Raw genomic sequence first — 15,560 nt, 5'->3', positions numbered from 1 at the left:
GGTAGCGGGTGCGCGCCGCGGTCGGGCGGGACCGGTGCGCGCCGCCGCCGCCGAGCGCCGCGCGCAGCGGGGCGAGCGTGTCATTGGTCAGCTGACCGGCCCAGACCAGGTCCCAGACGGCGGCGGCCAGCGCGGCGTCGTCGGTCGAGCCGACCCGGTCGGCCAGCGACCGGAAGAACAGCGCCTGACCGTCGCCGAGCGCGTCCAGCACGGCGTCGTGCAGCGGGGTACGGGTGAGCGCCTCGTCCGGCGGCGGGAGCAGGAGCGGCGCGGCGTCCGCGTACGCCAGGGTGACCCAGCCGTCCCCGCCGGAGATCGCCCCCGAGCCGGCCCACACCACCTCGCCGCTGGCGCAGAGCTCGTCGAGTTGGGCGGGGGAGTAGTCGGCGACCCGGCCGGGCAGCACCAGCCGCTCCAGCGCGGACGCCGGGACCGCCGCCCCCTGCAACTGCTCGACCGCCGCGGCCACCGCCTCCACCCCGCGGGCCGACGAGCCCACCTGCTGCCAGCGCGGCAGGAACGCGGCCAGCGCCCGGGGCGGTACCGGCTCGATCTCCCGGCGCAACGCCGCCAGCGACCGGCGGCGCAGCAGGCGCAGCACCTCGGCGTCGCACCACTGGGTGCCGACCGTGTCCGGGGCGAACTCGCCGGAGACCACCCGCCCGGTGGCGGCGAGCCGGCGCAGCGCCTGCTCCACCACGAACACCCCGAGCCCGAACCGGGCGGCGCAGCTGGCGGCGGCGAACGGGCCGTGCGTGCGGGCGTACCGGGCGACCAGGTCGCCGAGCGGGTCGGCGACCGGTTCGAGGTACGCCTCGGCCACCCCGACCGGCAGGGCCACGCCGAGCGCGTCGCGCAGCCGGCCGGCGTCCTCGACGCCCACCCACCGTTCCTCGCCGGCGATGCGCACCCGCAGCACCCGGCGGGCCGCCGCCAGCTCGGTGAGCCAGTCGGCCGGCGCGCCGCGGTCAGCCAGCTCGTCGGTGCTCAGGTCGCCGACCACGCGGAGCAGCTCGACCGCGTCCTCCAGGTCGCGCGGGCGGCGCTGCTCGGTCAGCCAGCGCAGCTGCCGCTCGGTCTCGGCCAGCACCGCCGGGTCGAGCAGCTCACGCAGGTCGACCCGGCCGAGCAGTTCGCCGAGCAGGGCCGAGTCCAGTGCCAGCGCGGCGGCCCGGCGCTCGGCCAGCGGGGCGTCACCCTCGTAGAGGAAGGCGCCGACATAGCCGAAGAGCAGCGACCGGGCGAACGGGGACGGCTGGGACGTCTCCACCTCGACCAGCCGCACCTTCCGGGCGGCCAGGTCGCGCATCAGCTCGGCCAGCGCCGGCTGGTCGAAGACGTCCTGCAGGCACTCCCGGGCGGCCTCCAGCGTGACCGGGAAGTCGGCGTACTCGCGGGCCACGTCGAGCAGCTGGGCGGCCCGCTGGCGCTGCTGCCAGAGCGGCTGACGGCGGCGCGGGTCGCGGCGGGGCAGCAGCAGCGACCGGGCGGCGCACTCGCGGAACCGGGCGGCGAAGAGCGCGGACGTGCCGACCGACTCCTCGACCAGTTGGGCGATCTCGTCCGGGTCGAAGACCACCACGTCGGCGCCGGGCGGCTCGTCGGCGGTGTCCGGCAGCCGGACGACGATGCCGTCGTCGGCCGGCATCACCTGGGCGTCCACCCCGTAGCGCTCGGCCAGCCGACGCCCGATCGCCAGCGCCCACGGCCCGTTCACCCGGGCGCCGAGCACGCTGTGCACGGCCAGCCGCCAGTCGCCCAGCTCGTCGCGGAACCGCTCCACCACCACCGTGCGGTCGTCCGGCAGGGCGCGGGTGGCGGCCCGCTGCTCGCGCAGGTAGGCCATCAGGTTGCCGGCGGCCCAGTCGTCCAGCCCGCCGGCGCGCAGCGCGGCGACCGCCGTCTCGTCGCTCTGCCGCAGCAGTGCCCGCACCCGGGCGCCGATCGCCCGGCCCAGCTCCACCGGGCGCCCCAGCTGGTCGCCCTTCCAGAACGGCATCTTCGCCGCCTGCCCGGGGGCCGGCGACACCAGCACCCGGTCGGGGGTGATCTCCTCGATCCGCCAGGAGGAGGAGCCGAGCAGGAAGACGTCACCGACCCGGGACTCGTAGACCATCTCCTCGTCCAGCTCGCCGACCCGCGCGGCACGCTCGGCGCCGGCCAGGAAGACCCCGAAGAGGCCGCGGTCGGGAATGGTGCCGCCGCTGGTCACCGCGAGCCGCTGCGCGCCGGGCCGGCCGGTGAGCAGGTCGGTGGCGCGGTCCCAGACCAGCCGGGGCCGCAGTTCGGCGAAGGCGGTGGACGGGTAGCGGCCGGAGAGCATGTCGAGCACCGCGTGCAGCGCCGAGTCGGGCAGCTCGGCGAAGGGCGCCGCCCGGCGGACCACCACCGCGAGGTCGCCGACCCGCCACGGCTCCAGCGCCACCATCGCCACGATCTGCTGGGCCAGCACGTCCAGCGGGTTGCGCGGATAGTGCAGCTCCTCGATCGCGCCGCCGGCCATCCGCTCGGCCACCACGGTGCACGAGAGCAGGTCTCCCCGGTGCTTCGGGAAGACCACGCCGCGGGAGACCGCGCCCACCTGGTGGCCGGCCCGGCCGACCCGTTGCAACCCGGCGGCGACGCTCGGCGGCGCCTCGATCTGCACCACCAGGTCGACGGCGCCCATGTCGATGCCGAGTTCGAGGCTGGAGGTGGCCACCACGGCGGGCAGCTGCCCGGACTTGAGCGCCTCCTCGATCTGCTTGCGCTCCTCGCGGGAGACGCTGCCATGGTGGGCGCGGGCGATCACCGGCGGGGCCCCGGCCACCGCGCCGGCCTGGGCCATCAGCTCGGCCGGCTGGCGTGGCGCCCGCGTCGGCCCCGTCGGCCCACCCCAGGCGTCGGCACCGCGCCGGCCGGTCGCTCCGTCCGGCGGCCGGCCGGCCCGAGTCGCCGGATCGCCGCCGGGGACTGACGGATCCGCATCACCCGCCGGCCCGGCGCGGCTGCCGTCCGGTGCCACCGCGGCGGCCAGCTCCTCGACGGCGAGTTCGTTGAGCCGGGCGCAGAGCCGTTCGGCCGAGCGGCGCGAGTTGGTGAAGACGATGGTCGACCGGTGCGCCCGGATCAGCGCGAAGACCCGTTCCTCCACCGCCGGCCAGATCGACGCGCGGCGCGGACCCGGGCCGCCGAGGTCGTCCTCGGGCGGCTGCTCCTGCTCGTCGAGGCGGGTCATGTCCTCCACCGGGACCTCGACGGTGACCTCGATCGTCTTGGCGGTGGGCGGGGCGACCACGTCGACCGGCCGGGCCCCGCCGAGGAACCGGGCGCAGGTGTCGACCGGCCGGACCGTGGCACTGAGGCCGATCCGTTGGGCCGGGGCGGGCAGCAGCTCGTCGAGGCGTTCCAGGGAGAGCGCCAGGTGGGCGCCGCGCTTGGTGCCGGCCACCGCGTGCACCTCGTCGACGATCACCGTCTCGACCCCGCGCAGCGAATCCCGGGCGGCGGAGGTGAGCAGCAGGAAGAGCGACTCGGGCGTGGTGATGAGGATGTCCGGCGGGGTACGGGCGAAGGCGCGGCGCTCGTCGGCCGGGGTGTCGCCGGTGCGCATGCCGACGGTGATGTCGGGCGGGGCGACGCCCAGCCGGGTGGCGGCCTGCCGGATGCCCGCCAGCGGAGCGCGCAGGTTGCGTTCGACGTCGACCGCGAGCGCCTTGAGCGGGCTGACGTAGAGCACCCGGCAGCGCTGCCGGGGCTCGGCCGGCGCCGGCTCGCGGGCCAGCCGGTCCAGCGACCAGAGGAACGCCGCGAGCGTCTTGCCGGAACCGGTGGGCGCCACCACCAGGGCGTTGCGCCGGGCGGCGATCGAGCGCCAGGCGCCGGTCTGCGCCGTGGTGGGGGCGGCGAAGGCGGCGCGGAACCACTCGCGCGTGGCCGGGCCGAAGCCGGCGAGCACCGAGGCCGCCTCCGGGTCGCCCGCCGGGATCGCCGGACCGTCGCCCGGACGCTCCGCCGGACCGCCGCCGCCTCGTACCTTCGCCACGCCTTCCATCCTGCCCCGGCGGTCTGACATCCCGCCCGTGCCGGGCGGGGAGTCTGTCCGGGTCCGGCTCATACGCGACGGATGCGACGTTGAACGCGGTACGTCTCACTTAACTGCTTGCTAGGGCGGCGCAACATAAAGTAACTTCACTCGCAACGCGCAGCGGGGCGGAGGGGTCGGATGGCGGTCGAGCAGCGGAGCTTCGAGCCCGGCACCGACGTGCTGATCCGTAAGGTCGACAGTCATCTCGCCGCCGTCCGCGCCGGCCTCACCGGCCCCGAGCTGGAGCTGGCCGAGCGCCTCGCCGACTGCCTGCGCGAGCTGGTGGTCTCCACCGCCCAGGCCAGTGCCGCCGACCGCGGCCAGGTCCGCGCCGCTGTGCACTTCTTCGTGCTCCGCCGGGAGAGCCGCGGCCGGTTGCTCTCGGTCCGGTCGCTCACCGCCGCCCAGCGGGTGGTCAACCGGGTGGTGCGCCAGCTCGGCCGCCCCGACCTGCTGGTGGAGGCGCGGTGGGACCGGCCGGCCCGGGAGCCGGCGCTGCCCGCCGCCGACGTCGCGCTGCACTGACACCGAGGGCGCCCCGGCTCACAGCACCAGACGTCCCGGCCGCCCGGAGTCGATCGTCCCGTTGATCGTCTGTCGCCGGGCAGGCCCGCCCGCCCGTCGACGCCCTGCCAGCCAGCAGACGATCACGAGTCCGTCCGCACGTCGGCGACTCGGTAGCCGACGGACGATCACGGAGCGGCGGGGCGCGGGCGGCACGGCGCGGCCGTCGGCGGGCGATTTCCGGCAAAACCGCCCGTCGAGCGGCGAACTGGCGTCTGATCGCTCGTAGGTGCCGTCCCACCACAGCGGTGCCGCTGCCACCTCGACCTGGAGTGCGGGTGCTCGTACTGCTGATCCTCCACCTCCTGGCGGCCCTCGTGGCGCCGCTGCTGGTCCGGTGGTGGGGCCCGCGCGCCTGTTATCCGCTGGCGCTGGCACCGGCCGCCGCGTTCGGCTGGGCCCTGGCCCGCACGCCAGCGGTGCGCGACGGCGGCGCCGTGGTCGAGACGTACCCCTGGGTCGGCCAACTCGGGATGGCGCTGGCGCTGCGGCTGACCACCCTGTCCTGGCTGATGACCCTGCTGATCGGCGGGGTCGGCGCCCTGGTGCTGGTCTACAGCGCCCGCTACTTCGGGCCCGGCTCGCTCGGGCTGGCCCGGTTCGCCGCGGTCATGGTGGCCTTCGCCGGGGCCATGCTCGGCCTGGTCCTCGCCGACGACCTGCTGCTGCTCTACGTCGCCTGGGAACTCACCACGGTCTTCTCATACCTGCTGATCGGGCACAGCACCGAGCGCCGGTCCAGCCGCTGGGCGGCCGCCCAGGCGCTGACCGTCACCACGCTCGGCGGGCTGACCATGCTGGTCGGGTTCGTCATGCTCGGCGAGCACGCTGGCAGCTACCGCTGGTCGGAGATCGCCGCCGGGCCGCTGCCCGACGGGGCGTACCTCAGCACGGTGGTGGTGCTGATCCTGGTCGGGGCACTGGCCAAGTCGGCGGTGCTGCCGTTCAACACCTGGCTGCCGGTGGCGATGGCGGCGCCCACGCCGGTCAGCGCGTACCTGCACGCGGCAGCGATGGTGAAGGCCGGCGTCTACCTGGTCGGGCTGCTCGCGCCGGTGCTCGCCGCGGTTGCCCCGTGGCGGCCGGTGGTGCTGGTCGCCGGCCTGGCCACCCTGGTCGTCGGTGGTTGGGCGGCGTTGCGGCAGACCGACCTGAAGCTGCTGCTGGCGTACGGGACGGTGAGCCAGCTCGGCCTGCTGATGGCGGTGACCGGGGTGGGCACCCCGGACGCGGCGCTGGCCGCCGTCGCGATGCTGCTCGCGCACGCGCTGTTCAAGGCGGCGCTCTTCCTCGTCGTGGGCATCATCGACCACCGCACCGGCACCCGGGATCTGACCGAACTGTCCGGGCTGGGCCGTGCCGCGCCACTGCTGGCCACCGTCGCGGTACTGGCCGCGGCGTCGATGGCCGGCCTGCCACCGCTGGTCGGCTTCGTCGCCAAGGAGGCGGTGCTGGCCGCGTTCACCGGCCGGCCGGTCGCGCTGGCCGTCCTGGTCGCCGGCACCGCGCTGACGGTGGCGTACAGCGCCCGGTTCGTCTGGGGCGCGTTCGCCACCCGGCCGCAGGTGCCGACCACCGACGTCGGGCGGGTCGGGTGGTCGATGCTGCTGCCGCCCGCCCTGCTGGCCGGGGTCGGGCTGGTCGCCGGCCCGGCCGCCGGAACGCTGGACGGCCTGCTCAACCCGTACGCCGAGCTTTTCGGCGGCGTCGGCGCGCACCTGGCGCTGTGGCACGGCCTGACCCCGGCGCTCGGCTTCTCCGCGCTCGCGGTGGCCGGCGGCGCGCTGCTCTTCGTGCTGCGCGGTCCGCTGGCCCCGGTGCTGGCCCGGCTCCGCGCGCCGGTGAACGGCAACCAGGGGTACGAGTGGGTGATCGGCCGCTTCGACCGGGTCGCCGCCGACGTCACCGCCGTCACCCAGCGGGGCTCGCTGCCGCAGTACCTCGGCGTCATCCTGGTGGCGCTGGTCGTGGTCCCCGGCGGAGCGATGCTGCTCGCCCGGCCCCGGGCGCAGGGCGTCGCGCTGTGGTACACGCCACTGCAACCGGTCGTGCTCCTGGTGATCACCGTGGCCGCGGTGCTCGCCGTCAACGCCCGCCGCCGGTTGACAGCGATGCTGCTCGTCGGCACCACCGGCTACGGCACCGCCATGCTCTTCGTGCTCTACGGCGCACCGGACCTGGCGCTGACCCAGTTCCTGGTGGAGACGGCCACCATCGCGATCTTCGTGCTGGTCCTGCGCCGGCTGCCGGACCGGTTCTCGGCCCGGCCGTTACGGCGCAGCCGCTGGGCACGGCGGGTGATCGGGGTGGCGGCCGGCGCGGTGACCGCCGGCCTGGCCCTGGTGGCCGCGAACGCCCGCCAGGCGACCCCCATCGCGGACGCCTTCCCGGCACTCGCGGTGAGCGAGGGCCACGGCCGCAACGTGGTCAACGTGACCCTGGTCGACATCCGCGCCTGGGACACCATGGGCGAACTGTCGGTGCTGGTGGTGGCGGCGACCGGGGTGGCCAGCCTGATCTTCGAGCGGTCCCGCACCGGGCCGCGTCCGCGCCGGCCGGAGCCCTCGGGCCGACCGGCTCGCCCGGACCGCCCGGTCTGGCTGCGCGGCGGCGCCCGGCTCCAGGAGCGGCGCCGGTCCCTGGTGCTGGAGGTGATCACCCGGCTGATCTTCCACACCGTGGTGCTGTTCTCCCTGTTCCTGCTCTTCTCCGGGCACAACGCGCCGGGCGGCGGGTTCTCCGGTGGCCTGGTGGCGAGCCTCGCGTTGGTGGTGCGCTACCTGGCCGGCGGCCGGTACGAGCTGGCCGAGGCGGCCCCGGTCAGTGCCGGCACCCTGCTCGGCGCCGGGCTCGCCGTCTCGGTGGGCAGTGGCGTGATCGCGCTGGCCGCCGGCGGGTCGGTGCTGCAGAGCGCGAAGATCGACCTGTCGCTGCCGCTGATCGGCGATTTCTACCTGGTCACCTCGCTCTTCTTCGACGTCGGCGTCTACCTGGTGGTGGTCGGGCTGGTGCTGGACATCCTGCGTAGCCTCGGCACCCAGGTGGACCGGCACATCGAGGCGGCCGATCGGGCCGGTGGCGGGCTGGCCGCCGAACCCGAGGGGGAGCGGCCGTGAGGGACGGCGGCGCGGGTCCGACGCTGACCGTGGTGCTCGCCATCGGCATCCTGGTCGCCTGCGGGGTCACCCTGTTGCTGGAGCGCAGCCTGACCCGGATCCTGCTCGGCGTCATCATGCTCGGCAACGGGGTGAACCTGCTCATCCTGCTCAGCGGCCGGCCGGGCGCCCCGCCGGTGGTGGGCACCGCCCCGACCGACGAGATGAGCGGCGCCCTGGCGCAGGCCCTGGTGCTCACCGCCATCGTCATCACCTTCGGGTTCACCGCGTTCCTGCTGGCCGTCAGCTACCGCAGCTGGTACCTGACCGGCGACGACGAGGTGCCGGACGACCTGGAGGACCGGCAGGTCAGGCGGCGGGCCGAGCGCGACGAGCTGGTCCCCGCCGATCTCGGCGGCGAGGGCCCGAACTCCGACCCCGAGCAGGTCGACCCGGAGCCGCCGCGCCGGCCGCCGGAACCGGACGGCGACCGATGACCGGGCATCCGTCGACAGCGCGCAGGGGTGCCCGGTGAGCCGCCTGGTGTCCCTGCCGGTGGTGGTGCCGCTGCTGGGCGCGGCGCTGACCCTGATGCTGGCCCGCCGGCCCCGGGTGCAGCGCGCCATCAGCGTGACCTGTCTGGTCACCACCCTGACGGTGGCCGTGGCGCTGCTGGTGCAGGCGTACCGGTACGGGCCGGTGGTGACGCAGATCGGGGCGTGGCCGGCGCCGGTGGGCATCGTGCTGGTCGCCGACCAGCTGGCCGCGTTGATGCTGGTGGTCTCCGCCGCGGTCACCCTCTGCGTGCTGCTCTACTCCATCGGGCAGGGCCAGGGCGACTTCGGCGACGTCCCGCCGGTGACCATCTACCACCCCACCTACCTGGTGCTGACCGCCGGCGTGACCAACGCGTTCCTGGCCGGCGACCTGTTCAACCTCTTCGTCGGCTTCGAGATCCTGCTCGCCGCGAGCTTCGTCCTGATCACCCTCGGCGGCACCGAGGCCCGGATCCGCACCGGCTCGACGTACGTGGTGGTCAGCATCCTGTCGTCGATGCTCTTCCTGACCGGGGTGGGCCTGGTGTACGCCGCGACCGGCACCGTCAACCTGGCCCAGCTCGCCCACCGGCTGGACGCCCTGCCTGCGGGCGTACGGCTGATGCTGGAGCTGACCCTGCTGCTCGCCTTCGGCATCAAGGCGGCGGTCTTCCCGCTGTCGGCCTGGTTGCCGGACAGCTACCCGACCGCGCCCGCGCCGGTCAGCGCGGTCTTCGCCGGCCTGCTGACCAAGGTCGGCGTGTACGCGATCATCCGGACCGAGACGCTGCTCTTCCCGGGCGGCCACGCCGGGACGCTGCTGCTGGTGGTGGCCGGGCTGACGCTGATCGTCGGGATCCTGGGCGCGGTGGCCCAGTCGGACCTGAAGCGGCTCTTCTCGTTCACCCTGGTCAGCCACATCGGTTACATGATCTTCGGGGTGGCGCTGGGCAGCGTCGCCGGGCTCACCGGCGCGATCTTCTACGTGCTGCACCACATCACCATCCAGACCACGCTCTTCCTGGTGGTGGGCCTGATCCAGGTCCGCGCCGGCAGCACCGACCTGCGCCGCATCGGCGGCCTGGCGCGGGTGGCCCCGGTGCTCGGGGTGATCTTCTTCGTGCCGGCGATGAACCTCGCCGGCATCCCGCCGTTTTCCGGCTTCCTCGGCAAGGTCAGCCTGTTCCAGGCCGGGGTGGCCGCCGGCGGCCCGCTGCCCGGGGCGCTGATCGCGGCCGGGGCGCTGACCAGCCTGCTCACCCTCTACGTGGCGTCCCGGGTGTGGAACATCGCCTTCTGGCGGGCGCCCCAACTGGCCACCGAGGAGCCGGCCGCCCGGCCGCCCGGCCTGATGGTCGGGGCCACCGTCGCCCTGGTCGCCCTCGGGCTGGCGATGACCGTGGTCGCCGGTCCGCTCTTCCGGGTCACCGCCGACGCGGCCGTGGACCTGCGCCAGCGCACCCCGTACGTCCGGGCCGTGTTGCCGCATGGAGCGCCGTGAACGCGCAGCCGGCGGACCGGGATCGGGACGTACGCGGTCGGGTAATCCGCTGGCGCGACCAGCTGATCGCGTACGGCTGGCTGGTGCTGATCTGGATCCTGCTGTGGGGCGACTTCTCCATCGGCAACCTGCTGGGCGGCCTGCTGGTCGGCGGCGCGGTGCTGGTCTTCTTCCCGCTGCCGCCGGTGACCTTCGGCGGCCGGCTGCGGCCCGGCGCGCTGCTGGTGTTCGCCGTCCGCTTCGCCGGCGAGCTGGTCAGCGCCAGCCTGCACGTCGCGTGGATCGCCGTGCGGCCCGGGTTCCGGCCCCGGGGGGCGATCATCGCGGTGCGGCTGCGGGTGCGCACCGACCTGAACCTGGCGCTCACCGCCGAGGTGATCTCGCTGGTGCCCGGGACGCTCATCATCGAGGTGGACCGGGACAGCGGGACCCTCTACGTGCACGTGCTCGACGTCCGCGGCCCGCAGGACCTGACCGGCAGCCGGGACCGGGTCCTCGCCGTCGAGCAGCGGCTCGTCCGGGCCGTCGGCTCGCCCGCGGAGCTGCGGCTGGTGCAGTCCGAATCCGTACCGAAGGGAACCCGACCGTGACCGCCGTCCTCGCCGCCGTCCTCACCGGACTCTTCTCGATCACCGCGCTGCTCGCGCTGGTCCGGCTCTACCGGGGCCCGTCCCTGCTGGACCGGGTGATCGCTGCCGACATGCTGCTCGCCACCATGATCGGCGCGGTGGGCGCCGAGGCGGCGGTCAACCGGAACGCCACCAGCCTGCCGGTGCTGGTGGTGCTCTCGCTGCTCGGCTTCATCGGCGCGGTGTCGCTGGTCCGCTTCGCCGTCCGGGAGGAGTCCTGATGCCCGCCGCGCCCGCCGTCCGGGTTCTGCTGCCCGACCCACCCGCCGGCCGGGTCCCGGTGTCCGCCGCGTCCGTCCCGCCGAGGTGGGCCTGATGCTCGGCACGTTCGCCGACTGGGTGGGCGCCGGTTTCCTGGTCGCCGGCGCGCTGCTCAGCCTGATCGCCGGCATCGGCCTGCTGCGCTTCCCGACCGTGCTGGACCGGATGCACGCCGCCACCAAGCCGCAGACGCTCGGGGTGCTGCTGCTGCTCGTCGGGGTGGCGCTGCGACTGCGCGACCCGGAGGACCTCGGCATGGTGGCCCTGGTCGGGATCTTCCAGATGGCCACCGCCCCGGTCGCCGCGCAGATGATCGGCCGCGCCGCGTACCGCACCGGTCGGGTGGATCCGAGCCTGCTCGACGTGGACGAGCTCGCCGACCGCTGAGGCGGGTGCGGCGCGCGTCCCCGCCGCCCGGCGGGGTGGCATCCGCAGCCGCTCGCGGGGATGCGTCCCGCCGCGTCCCAATTCCGGGACTGCGGCGATTCTGCGTCTTGCCTCTTGCCGGGTTCCGGGGCCCGGCGGCACGCTTCGCAGTGATGGTCATCGATAAATGACCGCCATCCGGCCGACGCCCCACCCGGCGGAACCGGACCACCGCACCCCGGAGGACCCATGAGATCCCGTACCCCCCGTCCCGGCTGGCTGGCCGGGCTGGCCGTCGTGGCCGCGACCGCGCTGACCGCCACCTCGGCCGCCGCCGCGCCCACCGCGCCGGCGCCCACCGACGTGCCCGCCGCACTCGCCGCCGCCCCGGACATCCCGCTGGCCAACGTGAAGGCACACCTCACCCAGCTCCAGTCCATCGCCACCGCGAACGGCGGCAACCGGGCGCACGGCCGACCCGGCTACCTGGCCTCGGTCAACTACCTGAAGGGCCAGCTGGACGCGGTTGGGTTCACCACCACCGTGCAGTCGTTCAGCTACAACGGCGCCACCGGCTACAACCTGATCGCCGACTGGCCCGGTGGCGACCCGAACGCCGTCCTGATGACCGGGGCCCACCTGGACAGCGTCACCGCGGGACCGGGCATCAACGACAACGGCTCCGGCTCGGCGGCCATCCTGGAGGTGGCGCTGGCGGTGGCCCGCACCGGCTTCGCGCCCGCCAAGCACCTGCGGTTCGCCTGGTGGGGCGCGGAGGAGCTGGGCCTGCGCGGGTCCCGGCACTACGTGAACAGCCTGCCGACGGCGGAGCGCACCAGGATCAAGCAGTACCTGAACTTCGACATGGTCGGCTCGCCCAACGCCGGCTACTTCGTCTACGACGGTGACAACTCCGACGGGGTGGGCTCCGGCCCCGGCCCGGCCGGCTCCGCCCAGATCGAGCAGACCATCCAGGCGTACTTCACGTCGATCGGGGTGCCGACCCGGGGCACCGACTTCGACGGCCGCAGCGACTACGGCCCGTTCATCAGTGTCGGCATCCCGGCTGGCGGCACCTTCACCGGCGCCGAGGGGATCAAGTCCAGCGCCCAGGCGTCGCTCTGGGGCGGCACCGCGGGTCAGGCGTTCGACCCCTGCTACCACCGCTCCTGCGACACCACCGCCAACATCAACGACACCGCGCTGGACCGTAACGCCGACGCGATCGCGTACGCGGTCTGGACGTTGGGCGGGGCCGGCACGCCGCCGGGCAGCACGGTCTGGAGCGACACCTTCGAGACGGCGACCGGCTGGACGGCCAACCCGTCCGGCACCGACACCGCCACCCTGGGCCAGTGGGAGCGCGGTGACCCCGCGGCGACCAGCAGCTCGGGCGTGACCACCCAGCTGGGCAGCACGGTCAGCGGCAGCTACGACCTGGTGACCGGGGCGGCCGCGGGCAGCGGCGCCGGGGCGTACGACCTGGACGGCGGGGTGAGCAGCATCCGCTCGCCGGCGATCACGCTGCCGGCCACCGGCACGCTCACCCTCTCGTTCTCCTGGTACCTGGCCCACCTGAACAACGCCACCAGCGCCGACTACCTCCGGGTACGGGTGGTCGGTACCAGCACCGTCACCGCGCTGACCGTGACCGGGGCGGCGAGCAACCGGGCGGCGTCCTGGCAGAGCGCCGCCGCCGACGTCTCGGCGCTGCGCGGCCAGACGGTCCGGATCCTGGTCGAGGCCGCGGACGCCGGCAGCGCCAGCCTCGTCGAGGCGGCCGTGGACGACATGGCGGTCACCCAGAGCTGAAACCGGACGACAGGGCCCGGGGCCGCCCGTACCGGGCGACCCCGGGTCCTTCCGCACACCTTCAGCGGACGCACAGCCGCCGCCGATAAAATGGCGTGCATGATCGACTCCTCTGCCCAGGAGGGCAGCAGTAGCCAGCCGGGTCGTGCCCGGCAGCTGACGACCCCGACGTCCCGGGGAGCCCTGAGCGTCCCGTGCTGATCGTCGTCGGTCTCCTTCTCATCATCGTGCTCACCGCCGCCACCGGCTACTTCGTGGCTCAGGAGTTCGGCTACGTCGCCGTGGACCGGGGCAAGCTCAAGCAGCTCGCCGACGACGGTGACCAGGCCGCCGCCCGGGCCCTGGAGGTCACCGGCCGGCTCTCCTTCATGCTCTCCGGCGCCCAGCTGGGCATCACCGTCACCGCGCTGCTGGTCGGTTACGTCGCCGAGCCGTTTCTCGGCGCCGGGCTGACCGAGTTGCTCGGCGTGGCCGGCGTCTCCCGCGCGGTGAGCCTGCCGCTCTCCGTGGCGCTGGCCCTGCTCATCGCCACCGTCGTGCAGATGGTGCTGGGCGAGCTGGCGCCGAAGAACCTGGCCATCGCCCGGGCCGAGCCGGTCGCCCGGGCACTGGCCCGGTCCACCCTGATCTACCTCAAGGTGGCCGGGCCGGCGGTCACCCTCTTCGACCGTTCCGCTGTCCGGCTGCTCCGCCGGGTCGGCATCGAGCCGATCGAGGAGCTGCCCAGCGGCGCCACCCCGGAGGACCTGGAACAGATCATCGCCGAGTCCCGGCAGGAGGGGCACCTCGACGCCGAGATGTCGACCCTGCTGGACCGGGGTCTCGACTTCCGTCAGCTGACCGCGGGCGAGGCCATGGTGCCGCGGGTCGACGTGCACACGGTACGGGCGAACGAGCCGGTGAGCCGGGTGGTCGAGCTGCTCGACACCGGTCACTCCCGGTTCCCGGTGCGCGGCGCCGAGGGCGTCGACGATCTGGTCGGCGTGGTCGGCATCGCCGACGTGCTCGGCGTACCCCCGGCCCGGCGGGCGAGCACCCCGGTCGGCGCGGTGGCCGGCCCGCCGCTGCTGGTGCCGGAGACCCTGCCGCTGCCCACGGTGCTGGACCGGCTGCGCTCCGGGCACCGGCAGATGGCCTGCGTGGTGGACGAGTACGGCGGCTTCGCCGGCGTCATCACGCTGGAGGACATCGCCGAGGAGCTGGTGGGCCCGATCCGCGACGAGGACGACCCGCCGGAGCGCGCCCCGGCCCGCCAGGACGACGGGTCCTGGGTGGTGCCCGCCCGCTGGCGCATCGACGAGGTGGCCGACAGCACCGGCATCGCCCTGCCCGAGGCCCCCGAGTACGACACCCTCTCCGGCCTGGTGATGCGCGAGCTGGGCCGGGTGCCCGAGGTCGGCGACCGGCTGGAGATCAGCCTGCCCGCCGACGGCGAGGACGGTGCGGTGGAGCCGCGCGCCCTGGTCGAGGTGCTCGCTGTCGATCGGCACGTGGCCGACTCGGTGCGGCTGCGGCTGGCCGAGCCGGGCGAGCGCCGGGAGGTGTCCGCATGAGCGCGAGGAGTGAGCTTGCGAGCCCCGCAGTCGCGAATGAAGGACGGCTCCGATGAGTCCCGGGATCGCGCTGTTCAGCTCGGTGCTGCTGCTGGCGCTGAACGGCTTCTTCGTGGCCGCCGAGTTCGCCCTGGTGGCGAGCAAGCGGTACCGGCTGGAGCAGGCGGCCGCGGGTGGCGGCCGGGCGGCCCGGGCCGCCCTGGACGGGGTACGCGAACTGTCGCTGATGCTGGCCGGCGCCCAGTTGGGCATCACCCTGTGCACGCTGGGCCTCGGTGCGCTCGCCGAGCCGGCGATCGAGCACCTGGTCAGCCCGCTGCTGCACGCGGTCGGTCTGCCCGACGCGGCGAGCCACGCGATCGCGCTGATCTTCGCGCTGAGCCTGGTCACCTTCCTGCACCTGGTGATCGGCGAGATGGCGCCGAAGTCCTGGGCGATCACCGACGCGGAGCGCTCGGCGATGCTGCTGGCGCTGCCGTTCCGGGCCTTCGCCCGGGTCGCCCGGCCGGTGCTGTCCGCGCTGAACGCGCTGGCCAACGCGATCCTGCGGCTGTTCCGGGTGAACCCGCAGGACCAGCTCGCCCAGGTGCACGGCCCGGACGAGCTGCGCATCCTGCTGGAGCAGTCCCGTGAGCACGGCCTGCTCGGCGCCGAGCAGCACGAGCTGCTGACCAGCATGCTGGAGCTGCAGGGCACCACCGTGGCGCAGGTGATGGAGCCGTTCGACCGGATGGTGACGGTGCGCCGCGACGACGCCGCCGACCGGATCGAGCAGGTCAGCCGGGACAGCGGCCGGTCCCGCCTGGCGGTGCTGGATGCCGCCGGCGACGTCTGCGGGCTGGTGCACGTCCGCGAGGCGGTGCGGATCACCACGACCGGCCGGTCGGCCACCGCGGGCGAACTGATGACCGCCGCGTTCACCCTGCCGGCGACCGCGTCGGTCACCGAGGCGGTGGCCGCGATGCGGGCCCGGCAGTCCCAGCTCGCGCTGGTCCGCAACGGTGGCGGCCCGGCCCGGCCGATCGGGTTCGTCGCCCTGGAGGACCTGCTGGAGGAGGTCATCGGCGAGTTCGACGACGAGACCGACCCGGTGCCGCGCGGGCGGCGGTTGCGGTGAGTCCCGCCGGGTAAGCCGGCTGGCGGCGGCGGGGCGGTCGCGCCCCGGGCGGGACGGCCC

11 protein-coding genes are annotated in these 15,560 nt (G+C 74.6%); 10 read left to right on the top strand and 1 reads right to left on the bottom strand.

Annotated features, from left to right (window positions below; translation table 11 throughout):
* Nucleotides 1–3,967 (bottom strand): DEAD/DEAH box helicase (locus tag DLJ47_RS09790; protein ID WP_446723547.1); only part of this gene is annotated, 3,967 nt, incomplete at its 3' end.
* Between the two features lie 237 nt (nucleotides 3,968–4,204).
* Here DLJ47_RS09790 and DLJ47_RS09785 point away from each other — a divergent pair.
* The 10 genes from DLJ47_RS09785 (at nucleotide 4,205) to DLJ47_RS09740 (ending at nucleotide 15,500) form a co-directional block, all read left to right on the top strand.
* Complete coding sequence (locus DLJ47_RS09785) at nucleotides 4,205–4,591, top strand: hypothetical protein (protein ID WP_109899731.1); 387 nt, start codon at nucleotides 4,205–4,207, stop codon at nucleotides 4,589–4,591.
* Nucleotides 4,592–4,908: 317 nt separating this feature from the next.
* Entirely contained in the window at nucleotides 4,909–7,746 is a 2,838-nt protein-coding gene (locus tag DLJ47_RS09780) for a Na+/H+ antiporter subunit A (RefSeq protein ID WP_109899735.1), read from the top strand.
* Nucleotides 7,743–8,222 (top strand): Na(+)/H(+) antiporter subunit C, encoded by a 480-nt coding sequence (locus DLJ47_RS09775; protein WP_109899730.1) that lies wholly within the window; start codon nucleotides 7,743–7,745, stop codon nucleotides 8,220–8,222. The genes DLJ47_RS09780 and DLJ47_RS09775 overlap by 4 nt, the downstream gene beginning before the upstream one ends.
* Nucleotides 8,223–8,256: 34 nt before the next feature.
* The gene (locus DLJ47_RS09770) at nucleotides 8,257–9,762 is read left to right on the top strand and encodes a Na+/H+ antiporter subunit D (RefSeq protein WP_109899729.1); all 1,506 of its coding nucleotides are present in this window, start codon (nucleotides 8,257–8,259) and stop codon (nucleotides 9,760–9,762) included.
* Nucleotides 9,759–10,352 (top strand): Na+/H+ antiporter subunit E, encoded by a 594-nt coding sequence (locus tag DLJ47_RS09765; protein ID WP_109899728.1) that lies wholly within the window; start codon nucleotides 9,759–9,761, stop codon nucleotides 10,350–10,352. The genes DLJ47_RS09770 and DLJ47_RS09765 overlap by 4 nt, the downstream gene beginning before the upstream one ends.
* Entirely contained in the window at nucleotides 10,349–10,612 is a 264-nt protein-coding gene (locus DLJ47_RS09760) for a monovalent cation/H+ antiporter complex subunit F (RefSeq protein WP_109899727.1), read from the top strand. The genes DLJ47_RS09765 and DLJ47_RS09760 overlap by 4 nt, the downstream gene beginning before the upstream one ends.
* A 94-nt stretch (nucleotides 10,613–10,706) precedes the next feature.
* Nucleotides 10,707–11,039 (top strand): monovalent cation/H(+) antiporter subunit G, encoded by a 333-nt coding sequence (mnhG, locus tag DLJ47_RS09755; protein ID WP_109899734.1) that lies wholly within the window; start codon nucleotides 10,707–10,709, stop codon nucleotides 11,037–11,039.
* Between the two features lie 228 nt (nucleotides 11,040–11,267).
* Entirely contained in the window at nucleotides 11,268–12,830 is a 1,563-nt protein-coding gene (locus tag DLJ47_RS09750; protein ID WP_109899726.1) for a M28 family metallopeptidase, read from the top strand.
* A 194-nt stretch (nucleotides 12,831–13,024) separates the two neighbouring features.
* Entirely contained in the window at nucleotides 13,025–14,383 is a 1,359-nt protein-coding gene (locus DLJ47_RS09745; protein WP_088995390.1) for a hemolysin family protein, read from the top strand.
* A gap of 52 nt (nucleotides 14,384–14,435) precedes the next feature.
* Nucleotides 14,436–15,500: a hemolysin family protein gene (locus tag DLJ47_RS09740; RefSeq protein WP_109899725.1), complete on the top strand. Its 1,065-nt coding sequence runs from the start codon at nucleotides 14,436–14,438 to the stop codon at nucleotides 15,498–15,500.
* Nucleotides 15,501–15,560 lie beyond the last annotated feature (60 nt).

This window comes from Micromonospora sp. S4605, assembly GCF_003176715.1.
Classification (GTDB): domain Bacteria; phylum Actinomycetota; class Actinomycetes; order Mycobacteriales; family Micromonosporaceae; genus Micromonospora; species Micromonospora echinaurantiaca.
The sequence above is the reverse complement of the archived record's forward strand: the minus strand, read 5'-3'. Positions and strand labels throughout refer to the sequence as shown.